Origin of the sequence: Antricoccus suffuscus, from assembly GCF_003003235.1 — a bacterium.
Taxonomy (GTDB): domain Bacteria; phylum Actinomycetota; class Actinomycetes; order Mycobacteriales; family Antricoccaceae; genus Antricoccus; species Antricoccus suffuscus.
On the sequence record NZ_PVUE01000002.1, the window covers coordinates 395,703 to 410,080 of the forward strand.

14 protein-coding genes are annotated in these 14,378 nt (G+C 64.3%); 6 read left to right on the forward strand and 8 right to left on the reverse strand.

The features are described from left to right. Nucleotides 1–74 precede the first annotated feature (74 nt). Nucleotides 75–1,154, forward strand: coding sequence for a DNA polymerase domain-containing protein (locus tag CLV47_RS04680; RefSeq protein ID WP_106347814.1), 1,080 nt, complete (start codon nucleotides 75–77; stop codon nucleotides 1,152–1,154). A 21-nt stretch (nucleotides 1,155–1,175) separates the two neighbouring features. Here CLV47_RS04680 and CLV47_RS04685 read toward each other — a convergent pair whose 3' ends face one another. Then, nucleotides 1,176–1,829: a TMEM175 family protein gene (locus tag CLV47_RS04685; protein ID WP_170110959.1), complete on the reverse strand. Its 654-nt coding sequence runs from the start codon at nucleotides 1,827–1,829 to the stop codon at nucleotides 1,176–1,178. A gap of 93 nt (nucleotides 1,830–1,922) precedes the next feature. Between CLV47_RS04685 and CLV47_RS04690 the strand changes: the two genes are divergently transcribed. After that, complete coding sequence (locus CLV47_RS04690) at nucleotides 1,923–4,055, forward strand: RecQ family ATP-dependent DNA helicase (protein ID WP_106347816.1); 2,133 nt, start codon at nucleotides 1,923–1,925, stop codon at nucleotides 4,053–4,055. Between the two features lie 108 nt (nucleotides 4,056–4,163). Further along, entirely contained in the window at nucleotides 4,164–5,102 is a 939-nt protein-coding gene (locus tag CLV47_RS04695) for a mechanosensitive ion channel family protein (protein ID WP_202862378.1), read from the forward strand. 125 nt (nucleotides 5,103–5,227) lie between these two features. Here CLV47_RS04695 and CLV47_RS04700 read toward each other — a convergent pair whose 3' ends face one another. Both CLV47_RS04700 and CLV47_RS04705 read right to left on the reverse strand, forming a co-directional pair. After that, nucleotides 5,228–5,686 carry a SufE family protein gene (locus CLV47_RS04700; RefSeq protein WP_202862379.1) on the reverse strand — a complete coding sequence of 153 codons (459 nt, stop codon included), beginning with the start codon at nucleotides 5,684–5,686 and terminating at the stop codon, nucleotides 5,228–5,230. A 45-nt stretch (nucleotides 5,687–5,731) separates the two neighbouring features. Further along, nucleotides 5,732–6,637 (reverse strand): sulfurtransferase, encoded by a 906-nt coding sequence (locus tag CLV47_RS04705; protein WP_106347817.1) that lies wholly within the window; start codon nucleotides 6,635–6,637, stop codon nucleotides 5,732–5,734. 230 nt (nucleotides 6,638–6,867) lie between these two features. Between CLV47_RS04705 and CLV47_RS04710 the strand changes: the two genes are divergently transcribed. Then, nucleotides 6,868–8,502, forward strand: a complete 1,635-nt coding sequence (locus CLV47_RS04710; protein ID WP_202862380.1) for an MFS transporter — start codon at nucleotides 6,868–6,870, stop codon at nucleotides 8,500–8,502. Here CLV47_RS04710 and CLV47_RS04715 read toward each other — a convergent pair. The 5 genes from CLV47_RS04715 to CLV47_RS04735 are packed head-to-tail and all read right to left on the reverse strand — an operon-like array spanning nucleotide 8,398 to nucleotide 12,660. Then, a complete protein-coding gene (locus CLV47_RS04715) occupies nucleotides 8,398–9,060 on the reverse strand; it encodes an energy-coupling factor transporter transmembrane component T family protein (protein ID WP_202862381.1) in 663 nt (220 codons plus the stop codon). The two genes, CLV47_RS04710 and CLV47_RS04715, sit on opposite strands and share 105 nt — an antisense overlap. Then, nucleotides 9,011–9,691 (reverse strand): energy-coupling factor ABC transporter ATP-binding protein, encoded by a 681-nt coding sequence (locus CLV47_RS04720; protein ID WP_106347819.1) that lies wholly within the window; start codon nucleotides 9,689–9,691, stop codon nucleotides 9,011–9,013. The genes CLV47_RS04715 and CLV47_RS04720 overlap by 50 nt, the downstream gene beginning before the upstream one ends. Beyond that, a complete protein-coding gene (locus CLV47_RS04725; protein ID WP_177557484.1) occupies nucleotides 9,688–10,848 on the reverse strand; it encodes a thiolase family protein in 1,161 nt (386 codons plus the stop codon). The genes CLV47_RS04720 and CLV47_RS04725 overlap by 4 nt, the downstream gene beginning before the upstream one ends. Then, entirely contained in the window at nucleotides 10,845–12,071 is a 1,227-nt protein-coding gene (locus CLV47_RS04730; protein ID WP_202862382.1) for a class I adenylate-forming enzyme family protein, read from the reverse strand. The genes CLV47_RS04725 and CLV47_RS04730 overlap by 4 nt, the downstream gene beginning before the upstream one ends. Further along, complete coding sequence (locus CLV47_RS04735; protein ID WP_238145229.1) at nucleotides 12,058–12,660, reverse strand: biotin transporter BioY; 603 nt, start codon at nucleotides 12,658–12,660, stop codon at nucleotides 12,058–12,060. The genes CLV47_RS04730 and CLV47_RS04735 overlap by 14 nt, the downstream gene beginning before the upstream one ends. Before the next feature lie 133 nt (nucleotides 12,661–12,793). On the opposite strand from CLV47_RS04735, the gene CLV47_RS04740 reads away from it, so the two are divergent. Then, nucleotides 12,794–13,381, forward strand: a complete 588-nt coding sequence (locus CLV47_RS04740) for a TetR family transcriptional regulator (protein ID WP_106347822.1) — start codon at nucleotides 12,794–12,796, stop codon at nucleotides 13,379–13,381. Between the two features lie 41 nt (nucleotides 13,382–13,422). Beyond that, entirely contained in the window at nucleotides 13,423–14,364 is a 942-nt protein-coding gene (locus tag CLV47_RS04745) for an NADP-dependent oxidoreductase (protein ID WP_106347823.1), read from the forward strand. Nucleotides 14,365–14,378: the final 14 nt, after the last annotated feature.

A 14,378-nucleotide genomic window follows, 5' to 3' on the forward strand; every position in this document is an offset into this window, starting at 1 on the left:
TTGAACTCGGCTGGGCGCGTTTCGTTGTGACCACACAATGGCCCCTGTGCGACCAGGCGGAGGAAGGCTAGGCAATGGCAAAGACTCCAGCAGCGCACCTGCAAGTTGGCGAACGCGACGTCCGTGTGTCGTCACCTGATCGGGTCGTGTTCGAGGCCACGGATCGGACGCCTGCTCTGACGAAGTTGGAGGTTTGCTCCTACTTCGCCGCCGTGTCTGAGGCACTCATGACCAGCATCGGTGAGCGGCCGTGCGCCCTCGAACGATGGCCTAACGGCTACCGCGACGGCATGACACTGACAACCCCAGAGAAGGAGGGGGATGGGTTCTACTCCAAGCGCCTGCCAAAGGGAGCTCCCGAGTGGGTAGAGACGGTGCGCGTGGCAACCCCCAACGGCAGGCCCATCGATGAGTTGTGTGCGAGCGAACCCGCTGCATTCGTGTGGGCCGCACAGATGGGCACGCTGACCTTCCATCCATGGCCGGTACGCCGGCCCGATGTCGACCATCCCGACGAGCTGCGTATCGATCTTGACCCTCAACCCGAAGCGACTTTCGGCGACGTGCGAAGGGTCGCGATGGCAGCCAGAGAACTCTTGGAGGAGCTCGGTCTGAGGAGCTACCCGAAGACCAGTGGCAGTCGTGGCATCCATGTATATGTCCGCATCGAGCCGCGGTGGACCTTTGACGAGGTGCGCCACGCCGCCATCGGTCTGGGTAGGGAACTTGCGCGTCGCGACGATTCAGTCACCACGGCGTGGTGGAAGGAACAGCGAGGGGAGTCCTCAGTCTTCTTGGACTACAACCAGAATCTGCGTGATCGCAGTGTCGCCTCTGCGTGGAGCGTGCGGGCGAGGGCGGGTGCTCCGGTCTCGACACCAATGACGTGGGAGCGATTGGCCGAAACTACTTCACCGCACGCCTTCAACGTCACTACCGTCGTGGATTACCTCGCCGATGGTGACCCGTGGGCTGGCATGAACGAGACGGCTAATGACATCACGCCGCTGCTGGACCTGTGGCAGTCGCTGCCGGGTGGCGAGCTCAACTGGCCACCCGAATACCCGAAGATGCCTGGCGAGCCTCCGCGAGTACAGCCGTCCAAGAAGGTCGAGGGTCATTGGGATGAACACGGCAATCGAATGGCTCAGTAGCGAGCACGTGCGGTGCTGCCGCTAGCTGGTGCGGGCCGGCGCACGCCTGATCAGCAGTCGGGCCGGGATCAGCAGCAGCAGACCATACAGCGCAGCATCGGCAAGCCACCAGCTCACCGCGAAGCAGAGCGCAAAAACGGCGGTCGTCAGCCACGTCGACCGCATCTGTATCGCCGTGACGATCTGCGAGGCCTGGCCCGACTCTATTTCGTAGCGACGCATCACGCCGAGTGCGATCAGCGCCCCGCTGAGACTGATCACAAGCAACGTACCCAGATACAGAGGGACGGCCCCGCCATTGTCGGTGCGGCCGAGCAGCGCCGTTGGGAACGGCAGGAATGCGATCGAGAGCAGCCATATCCCGTGCAGTCCCGTCACGCCTCGCGCATTGTGGTTGGGGAATGCGCTATAGAGCCGGTCGTGGGTGGTCCAGAATTGGTAGATCACGAAGAATGAGAGTGCGAACGCAAAAAACGGTCCGACGTTGTCGACAAACATCGAGCCGAACCCTAGTTTGCTGGCTTCGGGGACCAGGTCTATCAACGGCAGCACCAACAAGGTCATCGCGATCGCTGCGACGCCATCGGTCAGAGCTATCGTCCTGGCGGGCGATCGGGACGTGGTGTCAGGGTCAGGCATCGGGCCGGCATCACCGGATTCATCTGGTCGCTGCATGGCAACAGTCTGCTCTGGGGATAGCAAGAGGGACATTTGAGGGTTGTGGATGATGGTGCGCACGTGTCGGCGCGGACCCCTAGGGTCGTGGTCATGACCGATGCGTTGAATGATCAGACAGTGGACCAGTTGTCCGAGCCCCGCTCGGAGATCGCCGCGTCGGTGATCGTATCGATCGCGGGTGAGGGTGCCCGGCTACGCGACGACCAGGCGCAGGCGGTCGCCGCCTTGTGCGAGCCGGCCGCGCGTGTGCTGGTCGTGCAAGCGACCGGGTGGGGGAAGTCCGCGGTGTACTGGGCAGCAACCGCGATCAGACGGCATGAAGGTGCCGGTCCGACACTCGTGGTCTCGCCGCTGCTCTCCCTCATGCGCGATCAGGTCGCAGCCGCCGAGCGCGCGGGACTGCGCGCCGCGACCGTCAACTCGTCCAACATCGACGCATGGTCGACAATCGAAGACTCCTTACGCAGCGGCGATCTCGATGTACTCCTCGTGTCCCCAGAACGGCTGGCCAATCCCGGCTTCGGCCGCCGGGTGCTCGACCGGCTTGCCGGCAACCTCGGGTTGTTGGTCATTGACGAGGCGCACGCGGTCTCGGACTGGGGACACGACTTCCGGCCGGACTATCGCCGGGTCTCCGAGGTGTTGCAGCGACTCAATCCGCAAACGCCAGTGTTAGCCACGACGGCGACGGCGAACGCGCGCGTGACAGAAGATGTCGCAGCGCAGCTCGGCGAGACGACGTTGGTGTTGCGGGGCCCGCTCGCGCGCAGGAGTCTGCAACTGGCCGTAGTAGACGCGTTGTCGCCGCTCGAACGCTACGCGTGGGTGATAGACCATCTGCCGGAACTGCCCGGGTCCGGCATTGTCTACACGCTCACGGTCGCCGACGCCGAACGCCTTGCCGCCGCCGTACAAGCGGTTCATGGCAGCGATACCAAGGTCGCGGCGTACACCGGCAAGTTGGACGCTGCGCAGCGCGAGCGGCTGGAAGACCAGCTTCGCGACAATCGGCTCAAGGCGTTGATCGCGACGTCGGCACTGGGCATGGGCTACGACAAACCGGACCTGGGATTTGTCGTGCACGTGGGATCCCCACCGTCGCCAGTCTCGTATTACCAACAGGTCGGACGTGCCGGTCGCGCGATAGACCACGCCATCGTGGCGCTCTTGCCGTCTGAAGCGGATGCTGGCGTCTGGGAGTACTTCGCGACCGCGACCATCCCCGATGAACGCCAGGTCGAGAAGTTGCTTGCAGGCCTGGCGGCGTACTCGGATGGCGAGCTGGCCAGCGTGCCGGCGCTTGAGGCTGAGACTGGTCTGCGTCGTACAAAGGTGGAGCTGATGCTCAAGCAACTCGCCGTCGACGGCGTGGTCGAGCGTGCCGAGGGCGGCTGGCGGCGCACCGGCAAGGACTGGCGATACGACGCGCCTCACTACGACGCGATCATCGCGACCCGCAGACGCGAAGCCCAAATCATGCGGGCCTATACGCGTGGTGAACGCTGCCTGATGCAGCTTCTGCAGGAGTCGCTCGATGACCAGACGGCGGCAGCGTGTGGACGCTGTTCGGTGTGCCTCGGCAGGCTGCCCGAACCGCTGCGTGTGGAGCCTTCGAACGAGATTGTGGCGCAGGTCACTACCATATTGCGCGGCGAGACGCACGTGCTCGAACCACGCAAGATGTGGCCGGGAGGCGCCTTCGGTAGCCGAGGCCGGATACCCGGTAACGAGATGCCCGATCCTGGCCGTGTCATCGTGCACGCAGACGCGCCAGAATGGCGCGAGGTGATCCGGCAGGCGTTCGGGGTCGACGGGGAACCGGTGCAAGAGCTCAACGATGCCGCCGTCGCCACACTCTCGCGATGGCGATCCTCCTGGTCGGGCCGGCCTGAAGTCGCAATCGCGCTTCCCGCCGCCGGGTTCTCCCAGTTGACAGGCGGTATTGCGCGCCACCTCGCTGCCGTCGGCAAGTTGCAAACGGCCGAGATGCCGATCATTTCCGACCGGGCATTGGCAACGGACGCATCCTCTGCTGACGAGGCGGCGTACTGGCGCGATTCGATCCGAGTCAACGAGGCGTTGTGCGACGCTGTCGCGGACCGCAGCGTGCTGCTTGTGGTCGACGCGAGCTCATCGGGATGGCCCGTCACGGTCGCCGCATCACACCTTCGCACGGCCGGCGCGAAGGCCGTGCTCCCGCTGCTAGTGCACCGCCGCCCGTAGGACTTGAGCCGGTGACCTTGCGAAATCGCCAATATTTGGCCGAATGATTGTTACCGTCGAACTGGGGTAAAGGTAAGGAACTGTCCGCTAGACAACGGAGTGAGCCACATGTCAGCTGGAATATCCACATCTCAATTAGCCCTGGATTGGAGTTCGGGTCTCACAAGCGCGTGGGCATCAATTGCCTCGTTTGTGCCCAAGCTCGTCATCTTCCTCATCGTCATGCTTATCGGCTGGCTTATCGCTAAGGCCGTGTCCAAGCTGGTGAGGATGGTCCTCGACAAGGTCGGGTTCGCGCGGCTACTCGACCGATCCGGGATTTCCAAGTTCTTCCAGAATTCGAACTTCACGGCAATCACGCTGATTGAGAAGCTCGTCTACTACTTCATCTTGCTCATTACACTGCAACTGGCTCTGTCGGCGTTCGGCCCGACTAACCCAGTCAGTGCGATCGTCAACGACATTGTCGCGTGGCTGCCGAAGGCGATCGTCGCCATCATCATCGTGGTTATCGCCGCGGCCGTGGCACGAGTCGTGCGGGACCTGTTGAGCGGCTCGCTCAGCGCGCTCTCGTACGGCGCGACGCTGGCTAAGATCGCGAGCTGGTTCATCATCGCGCTCGGCGTGATCGCCGCGCTCAACCAGATAGGCATCGGCCTCGCGGTGACCACCCCGGTCCTGGTCGTAGTCCTTGCCACGATCGCCGGCGTCATCATCGTCGGTGTGGGCGGCGGACTCATCGGTCCGATGCGCCAGCGTTGGGACGGGTGGCTCGATCAGATGTCGGCCGACACCAAGGCGGCGAAGGAGCACAACCAGACTCGGACGGCGAACCGTCAGGGCCAGGGTCAGTACCCCGTGGCAGGTCAGGGTCAGCGTCCGGCAGCGCAGGGTCAGCCGCAGAACTACCCGGCCCAGGAGCAGTTCCAGAGCCCGCAGGGCGCCCAGCAGTTCGCCCCGCCTCCTGGCGCTTCGCCGCAGCAGGGCTACCCCGATGATCGGCCGACGCAGCAGTTCGATGCCGGCAATCGGCCACCGCAGCCTTAATGTCGCTCAGCGGCCTTAGGGTCGGTTAGCGACACCAGATAACGCGGAAGTCACAAAGCCCGCCGTCCCTGCACCCCAGGGGATCGGCGGGCTTTGTATTGCAACTTCGAGCGTGCTCGTACGGGCTACAGCCCCGCCTTCTCCGTCACCTGACGCTTGATACGGGTCAGCATGCCGACCATTCCATTCAGCCGCAACGGGCTCACGGCCTCGCCGAGCGCCAGCCGAAATGGCAGATCCATCGGTACGTCGAGCAGTTCCTCGGCGGTCATACCGTCCAGGCCCTCGCTGAGGATTCCCGCGAAGCCACGGGTTGTCGGAGCCTCCGGAGGAGCCGAGAAAAACAGTCGCACGATTGCCTCTGGGCCGGTGTCTGCCACCTCGGTGACGAGGAAGATCGGGGACTGGCATTCGGGCACCGGCTCGAGCAACTCAGGATGGTCGGCGTACTTCGACGGTAGATCTGGCAATTCCTTGCTGAACTCCAGCAAGAGCGTCAACCGGTCTGGGACGGCCAGGTCGTGGAAGTCCTGTGCGATCCCGGCGAGTGTCTCGGGCAAATCGGCCGTCATCGGCTCAGTCACGGCGTACTCCTCACAAACAGATGCTTAGAACGATCGATTTGTCTACTATGCAGGCGATCCCGGCACTTCGCCCGGCGCCTCGCCGGTTGCAATCGGTACGCGCACGGCGTTACCCCACTCGGTCCACGAACCGTCGTAGTTGCGCACTTTGTCGAAGCCAAGGAGGTGATGCAGCACAAACCAGGTGTGGCTTGAACGTTCGCCGATCCGGCAGTACGCGATGACGTTGTCAGAGGGTGAAAGCGCCTTCTCGTCCTGGTAGATCTCTTCGAGTTCAGCGCGCGACTTAAACGTGCCGTCCTCGGCGGCGGCCCGACCCCATGGAACGGACTCGGCAGTGGGGATGTGCCCGCCGCGCAGCGATCCTTCCTGCGGGTAGTCGGGCATATGGGTGCGCTCGCCGGTGTATTCCTGCGGAGACCGTACGTCGATCAGCGGCGAGCCGAAGTGGGCGAGCACGTCTTCTTTGAAGGCGCGGATCTGGCTGTCGTCGCGGCGAATAACGGGGTAGTCGGTCGGTGTCACGGAGGGTACGTCGGTAGTCATCTCTCGGCCCTCGGCCTGCCACAGGGCGCGCCCACCATCGAGCAATCGCACATCGGGGTGACCGAAAAGGGTGAAGACCCATAGGGCGTACGCCGCCCACCAGTTGCTCTTGTCGCCGTAGATCACGACCGTAGTGTCGCGGCCTATCCCTTTGGCGGACATCAGGTCGGCGAATCGCCCGCCGTCGATGTAGTCCCGGGCGACCGGGTCGTTGAGATCGAGGTGCCAGTCCACCTTGACGGCGCCGGGAATGTGACCGGTCTCGTAGAGCAGCACGTCTTCGTCGCTCTCCACGACGACGACCCCTGGTTCGTTGAGATGGTCGGCGAGCCAGCTCGTGCTGACGAGCCGCTCAGGGTGTGCATATTCGGCGAACTTTGGTGCGAGATCGTGCGCGACTGTCATGCTAGGCCACCTTCGAGTTGGTGCGGAAATCGATAACTGGACGCTGCGCGACGAGGCGCTGTGGTCACAGCTCGGTATCTATGAGTAGTAATGCGGTAACGGTTTATCCACGTTCCATCTTCCCATGCGGGGAGAAGTCGTGCCGCACACCGCCTCTGCCAGGCGAATCAGCTTCAGTAATCTGATCGACGCGCATACCACCGATCCACCATCGGCCTAACGGAGTGACTGTGGCGACCAAGCAGCGGGACCGGCGATTTCCGGTACTTGTCGCCCTCATGCTGTCGATGGCGCTGATGGCTATGGATACGACTATCGTCGCCACGGCTATTCCGCAGGTCGTCGGTGACCTCGGCGGATTCAACCTCATCGGGTGGGTTTTTTCTGTCTACCTATTAGCCAACACCGTGACGATCCCGGTTTACGGGAAGCTGGCTGATCTATATGGCCGCAAGCCGGTCTTGGTCTTCGGAATCGTGTTGTTTCTCATCGGCTCGGCGCTGTCGGCGGCCTCGTGGAACATGCTCTCGCTGATCATCTTCCGGGCCGTCCAGGGGCTCGGCGCCGGTTCGATCGCCGCGACGGTCAACACCGTCGCGGCCGACCTCTACCGGGTGGAGGAGCGCGGCAAGATCCAGGGTTGGCTGTCCAGCGTGTGGGGGATCTCGGCCATTGCCGCGCCCGCAGCCGGCGGCATCTTCGCTGAGTACGCTTCGTGGCGGTGGATTTTCCTGGTTAATCTGCCGCTCGGCGCGATCGCGTTGGCAATGCTGATGCGCTACCTGAAGGAGAACGTCGTACGTGAGCGGCATCGGATCGACTATGCCGGCGCCGGGCTGATCCTCGTCGCCTCAGGACTCCTGGTCTTCGGGCTCCTTCAGGGTGGTACGTCGTGGGCATGGCTATCAGTGCCTAGTTTCGTCGTCTTCGGAGGCGCGGTCCTGGCGTTTGTGATGGTCACTGTCGTGGAACGCCGAGCCGCGGAGCCGGTCGTTCCGCCGTGGCTATGGACCAGACGGTTGACAGCCGGGTCGTACGTCGCCACGCTGATCGCGGGGCTGATGATGATTGGCCTGTCGACGTCGTTGCCGACGTGGGCGCAGTCCGTACTTGGCCTCAGCCCGATCGCCGCTGGGTTTGTGCTCGCCGTGATGACGGTGACCTGGCCACTTGCCTCATCGCAGGCGCACCGGCTGTACCTGCGAATCGGGTTCCGGGATACCGCGCTGATCGGCTGCGGCTTGACGCTGGTGGCGGAGGTTATCTTCGTGACGCTGGACGCGGACGCCGCGCCCTGGCAGCCGACGGTTGCAAGCGCGGTGATGGGCGCGGGGATGGGCCTGCTGTCGATGCCGATGCTCATCGGCCTGCAGTCGACGGTCGGGTGGTCCGAGCGCGGCGTAATCACCAGCGGCTCGATGTTCTCGCGCACTCTTGGACAGAGTCTCGGTGCGGCAATCTTTGGCGCCATCACCAACTTCGTATTGCTCAGCAGGCTCGACTCCGCGCCGGCGGATGTCCGCGGTGGTCTGCCGTCGAGCGTCAGCGATATCAGCAGGCTGCTGGCGGATGGACATGAAGACGAGGGTGTCGCGGCGTACCTGCGCGACTCGCTGCACTTGTCAATGCACACGGTGTTTGTCGGGCTCTTGATTGCTGGGGTCCTGACGTTCCTTGTGCTGGTTTTCGTCGTACCGCGGCAGTTCCCCGTCTATGAGGAAACCGCGGAATTGCAGTTGGCCGACGAAGGCGCATCCGCACTAGTCGTCGATGCCGCGGGCGGTAAGGGATTCGCCGATGGCATCGGCGGCGCGAAGCGCTCGGATGACGGCGGGCGCGGCCAGCGCGACGACGGACCCACGTAGTCCGATAACCCCGCGAGCCTTGCGGGCATCAGACACCTCGGAGACAATGCCGGCGACCAGGGGCACGCATCTGATGGTCAACGCAAGCATCAGCCCGATCCGGTCGGGATCGAGCCCGACGCGCCTGAACGGCCGCAGCAGCCATTGGCACACATCGAGGATCGCCGTCACCTTAGTGGTGAGGGTCAGCAACGCGGCGAGCGCCACGTTTACAACTAGTGCGCCGGCGACCATCACGCTGCGGTCGACGCCTGCGAAGACGAGCTGGAACGACGCGACGATCACGACGATCCAGACCAGCGGCCGCAGCTGCGCCCACGCGGTCTGCCACGGGACCGTCGCCAGCGCATACAGCGCTATGACCGCGAGTAGGGCGATTCCCATCTGCCAGGGTCGGCGCAACAGCAGAACCCCGAAGATGCCGATCGCCAAGAGCAGGAGCTTGAGACCGGCAGGAACCCGGTGTAGGACTGAGTTTCCGGCGACGTAGAGACCGATCATCGGGGCATCAGCCGAGCAGGGCACGGTAAGCGTCGAGGGCGCGCTGCGGGGTGTCATCGGCGTACACCCGGCCGTCCTCAATGACAATGACGCGGTCGAAGTTTTCGAGCAGATGCAGGTGATGCGTGACAACGACGACCTGTTGGTCTAGACCGGCCAACATCTCGTTGATCATTCGCGCATTGCGATAGTCCAGCAGCGTGGTCGGTTCGTCGGCGACCACGATCGCCGGGTCGCCCACGATCACCGAAGCCATCGCGAGGAGTTGCTTCTGTCCCCCAGAAAGCAGGTGCGCCGGTTGTTCTGCGAGTTCGCTGAGCCCAAATCGGTCCAACGCGGCGGCCGTCCGCGTGGCGACCTGGTCTTTGGATAGGCCAGTACGACGCAGCGTAAACGCGACGTCCTCGCCGACGGTGGGCATGACAATCTGATTGTCGGGGTTGGTGAAGATGAACCCGACCTTCCGGCGTACGGCGCGGCGGTTCTTCGCCACGTGCAAACCGTCGATGGACACGACCCCCGATGTCGGGTCGACGAGCCCGTTGATCATCCGGGCAAGAGTCGACTTGCCGGATCCGTTAGCGCCGACGATCCCGACGCGACCCTCGGTGAGCGTGAGGTCGATGCCGTCGAGGACAAGCCGGTCGGCGTACGCATGGTGCACGTTTCGAAACTCGATCTGGCTCAACGAACCCGCTCCACTATTAGCGCAATCCCTTGACCGCCACCGATTGCGCAGGCCGCGAGCCCGACAGCTGGCCCAGCTGGCGCAAGCATTCGGGTGAACAGTCGGGTGACAAGAATTGCGCCGGACGCGCCCCACGGGTGACCGTAGGCGATCGCTCCTCCGTCTGCGCACACAATGTTTTCGTCAAAGCCGAGGTCGTCGACGGCGGCAATGATTTGAGACGCGAAAGCCTCGGTGATCTCGACGGCGCCGATATCGGGTACGCCGACATCACTCCGCTGTAGTGCTTTGCGGATTGCGGGGATGGCACCGATGCCCGGGAGCGCCGGGTCGGAACCGGCGACCGCGCTCGCGATCACCCGCAGGCCGGGCAAGCCGGCACTGACGCGATGGCGTTCGGTGGTGATCGCGGTAACGGCGGCGCCGTCAGAGATGCCACAGGAATTGCCTGCTGTCGCGGTGCCGGTCAATCCGTCCGAAGTTGGTGCGAACGCGGCGCGTAACCGACTAAGACGTCTTTCGTCGAGGCCCGCGCGGGGCCGCTCGTCGTGGTCGAGACCGCCGACCGAAACCAGCTCCGCTGCAAACAGCCCGGCTGTCTGCGCCGCCAGTGCGCGGCGATGTGAACGTGCGGCCCATGCGTCCTGGCGTTCGCGGCTGATTCCAAGGCGGGCGGCGAGTGCGTCTGCGGCAGGACCCATCTCGGGATCCGGAAATCCGTTCGGTGCGAACGGCGCTCGCGTGTAGCGATGTGCCGGCGTGTCGCCCGCCGGCGGCCACATCCTCCAGGGCGCCGTCGACGCCGACTCGGCGCCTCCAGCGAGCACCAGTTCAGCGTCACCCGCGGCGACCCGGGACGCGCCCTGGAGGATGGCATCGAGACCAGAGCCGCACTGTCGGTCCACTGTGACGCCTGGTACCGACTCGCCCATCTTTGCGCGCAATGCCGCCACACGGGCGATATTGCCGCCTGGGCCTAGGCAGTTGCCGAGGATTACGTCGTCGACGTCGAGGCCGAGCCCGGCGACATCCTCAGCGACGGGTGTAAGCACTGCTGCCGCGAGAGCATCGACTGTCAGCGAACGGAGGCCGTGTCCGGCGGTGCCGACCGGCGTACGGCGCGCAGAGACGATGACTGGGGAGTGCGCGGTTGTCACGATTTGATCGCCGGCCGGGTGAGCAGGGAGCCGTCGGCTATGCCGCGTGCTACCAGGGTGCGCGCTACTTTGCCGGTCGAGGTCGTCGGCATTTTGTCGACGGCATGCCAGCGTCTTGGGAGGGCTTCGGCGCGCAGCGACCGCCTAGCAAGTGCCCGCACGGTGGCGATGTCGGTGTCCGTAGCGAGCTGAAGCACGGCGATGACCACTTGGCCCAGACGAGGATGTGGTCGACCAACGACCGCCGCGGACCGGACTCCGGGCAGCGACATGAGGACCGACTCGACGTCTTCGGCGATGACTGTCGATCCGCCCGTGAGAATTGCGGCATCGGATCGGCCCCGGACGATAAGGTCGCCGTCACTGGACAGCGTTGCCAGGTCGCCGACGGTTGCAAACCCCTCAGCATCGACAAGCAGCGGCCCGTCGACGCCGACATACCCGAGAGACGTGTACGGCGATCGCGACCACAGCACACCGCTGCGGAGGTCGAGCTCGACGCCGGGGAAGGCCCGCATCGGACGCGGGACCTGGCGCGCCGCAACGAACGATAGTTCGGTCGCGCCATAGTACTCGAGGAGCGAGATCCCCTGTGCAGTAGCGGTTTTCGTGACGTGGTCGGGCAGCGCAGCCCCGGCGACAACGGCGCTCCGGAGTCGGCTAGGGCGGGTGGCGAGCAGTGACATGAGCACGGTCGGCACGCAGTGCACGGCCGTGGCTTCGCTAGTTGCCTCAGTGAGGTGGGCCCCGAGCCATAGGGTGTGCATGGCACCGAACAGGTGCAGTGTCGAGTGCAGTGGCCCGGTGAGCCCGACCGTGTCGGTCGCACGAAGACCGGCGAGTTCGGCAAGCGGCGCGAAGGAATCTGTCCAGGACGCGGCGGTCCTCGCCACGGGCCGCGGATGTCCGCTCGATCCGGAAGTGACTGCCACCAGAAACGTGCCTGGTGGGGGTTCGTCAATGGTGTCGACCGCGTGTGCCGGATCGGCGATGATGACCGGTCGGCCGCGTGTGATGGCGGCGTACAACAAGGTGAGGGTGCGCAGGGGGTCGACGCTTGAGGCGTCGACCGATCCGCTCGCGGGGAGCTCCAGGCGGGCGATCTCATCGGCAAACTGCCGATAGCTCAGGGTGCGCCCGCCGAGCGTGAGCGCCGGGCTATCGGGAGAGCCGCGCAGCCACACGCCCAACTCTCCCAGCCGCGCGGGGTCAGTGACTGTCACTGCCGACCCGGACCCGCGCACGCGTGTTGGTGACCAGCAAATCCGGGTACGCGCGATGCACTTGTTTGGCGACGAGCACGGTGGCGACCACCTTGATCAGGTCGCCTGGAAGGAACTTGAACGAGTCGACCACCGCGCCCCACATCGGCAGGTGCAGGTTCATTGCGGTGACCGGTATGCCGACGGCGTAGATCAGCACAATGCCGCCGATCGCGGTAATCACGAAGGCCGCCCACAACGGGTAGGCCGGAAGAATCTTCGCAGTGAAGTAGCCGATGAACAGCACGCCGAGCAACCATCCGTACACGTAGCCGGCCGACGGAGACGTGGTGTACCAGGAGATCCCGCCGCGACCACCGGACAGAAGCGGCAAACCGGCGATAGTAAGGACGTGAAACAGCAAAACGGCGAGGAATCCTTTGCGGGCGCCGATGATGGCTCCAGTCAGCATGACGCCGAGTGTCTGGAACGTGATAGGCACCGCGGTGGACCCGATCGCAAGCGACCCCGGAAGCCCGAGCGCTGCGATGAGTGCCGCGAAGATGGCGATCTGGGCAAGATCGCGCGCGGAGTTACGTCGGTGAGACAAGTGATGGGTCCTCTCGTGCATGCCAGGCTGCGGCCGGGTTCAAATCTGAGGTCGCCGTCCCCTGAACGCTGTTCAGTGAACGGCGTTCAGGTTAAGGTAGGTCGAGTGCTGACGTCAACTGAGAGAACGGGATATGGCGGGGACCATTACGCGCGCGGACATTTTGGGTGGAGCGTTATCGCTGTTAGACAGCGGTGGCCTTCCCGCGCTGGCCATGCGGCGAATCGCGGCCGAATTCGGCGTTCAACAGAGCGCGCTCTATTGGCACTTCAACAGCAAGCAGGAGTTGCTGGCGGGACTCGCAGATCACATTCTTGATCACGTCGCCGCCGTCGAAGGCGCAACCTGGCAAGAGCGGATCACCGACCTGTCGCTGAGTCTGCGCACCGAGCTATTGGCGCATAAGGACGGCGCCGAGCTGGTCGCGACCGCCTTCGCGTTCAAGCTTGGATCCAAGGCGCTGTTTCGAAGTTTCGCCGATGAGCTGAGCCGTGCGGGACTCGTACCGGAAGACGCGGAAACAGCAGCTTCCGTACTGCTGCACTTCGTCTTGGGCTACACGACAAACGAGCAGCAGCATTGGCAGGCCGCCGACCTGGGTGCCATCAGTGGGGAGGACACGCTGGACGACGACCTGGGCCGCCAGTTCTCGACCGATCGCTTCGTCCGCGGGGTCGCACTCATTCTGGCCGGAGCTCACTCTCGACTGAATCCGACCTAGGCAACTTTGCCGGGCCGCGCCGCGAATGCAAAGGTGGATGCATGACAAAGACAGTTGTAGCAACGGCATTTGGTGGACCGGCCGTACTTCGGGTCATCGACGAACCGGACCCGACCCCCGGGGCGGGAGAAGTACTCGTGGAGCTGCGCGCGATCGGGGTCAACCCGTTCGACTATAAGGTCTACAGCGGCGAGTTTGGCACGGATGAGTCAACCTTGCCGCTACGCCTAGGCGGCGAAGCGTCGGGCGTAGTCACGGCCGTCGGTCAGGGCGCCGTTGGCCCCGCGGGGGCGGTGAATGTCGGCGATGAGGTAATCCTGTCGGCGGTGCCGGGTGCGTACACCGAGCGGGTCGTCGTACCGGGTGATTCGGTGATCCCGAAAATCGCGCACTTCGACTGGGAGTCCGCGGCAGGTTGGCCGGCGGTGTCCGGTACGGCGGACGAAGCGCTGGAGACGGTCGGCCTCGGCGAAGGCGAGACGGTCTTGGTGCATGGGGGCGCCGGCGGCGTGGGACTGCTCGTCATTCAGCTATCCAAGATTCGCGGTGCCACGGTGATTGCGACCGCCCGCGAGGCCAACCACGATGCCCTGCGCGAACTCGGCGCGATCCCAATCACTTACGGCGAGGGCCTAATCGACAGAGTGCGTTCGGTGGCGCCCGACGAGATCGATGCGGCGATAGATACCGTCGGTACGGACGAAGCCGTTGATGTCTCGCTCGAGCTCCTCGCCGACCGTAAGCGGCTGGTGACGATCTCCGCGTTTGAGCGAGCGGGCAAAGAGGGGTTCCCGGCTATCGGCGGCGCCAGCCCGAAGAGCGGTGAGATCCGGCGTGCGTCGAGACTAAAGTTGGCCGAGCTCGCGGCTTCGAAGGGGATCACCGTGAAGGTCGCCAAGACGTTTCCGCTGGCGAATGCGGCTCAGGCGCACGCGGAGCTCCAACAGGCCCACCCCAGTGGCAAGTTTGTGCTGATCCCATAAACCGGCAAAGTGCC

Bases quoted from the DNA above. Each gene is read 5' to 3' on its own strand.
- CLV47_RS04690 (WP_106347816.1), top strand. From the start codon at position 1,923: ATGACCGATGCGTTGAATGATCAGACAGTGGACCAGTTGTCCGAGCCC.
- CLV47_RS04705 (WP_106347817.1), bottom strand. From the start codon at position 6,637: ATGACAGTCGCGCACGATCTCGCACCAAAGTTCGCCGAATATGCACAC.
- CLV47_RS04680 (WP_106347814.1), top strand. From the start codon at position 75: ATGGCAAAGACTCCAGCAGCGCACCTGCAAGTTGGCGAACGCGACGTC.
- CLV47_RS04685 (WP_170110959.1), bottom strand. From the start codon at position 1,829: ATGCAGCGACCAGATGAATCCGGTGATGCCGGCCCGATGCCTGACCCT.
- CLV47_RS04695 (WP_202862378.1), top strand. From the start codon at position 4,164: ATGTCAGCTGGAATATCCACATCTCAATTAGCCCTGGATTGGAGTTCG.
- CLV47_RS04715 (WP_202862381.1), bottom strand. From the start codon at position 9,060: ATGACACCCCGCAGCGCGCCCTCGACGCTTACCGTGCCCTGCTCGGCT.
- CLV47_RS04740 (WP_106347822.1), top strand. From the start codon at position 12,794: ATGGCGGGGACCATTACGCGCGCGGACATTTTGGGTGGAGCGTTATCG.
- CLV47_RS04745 (WP_106347823.1), top strand. From the start codon at position 13,423: ATGACAAAGACAGTTGTAGCAACGGCATTTGGTGGACCGGCCGTACTT.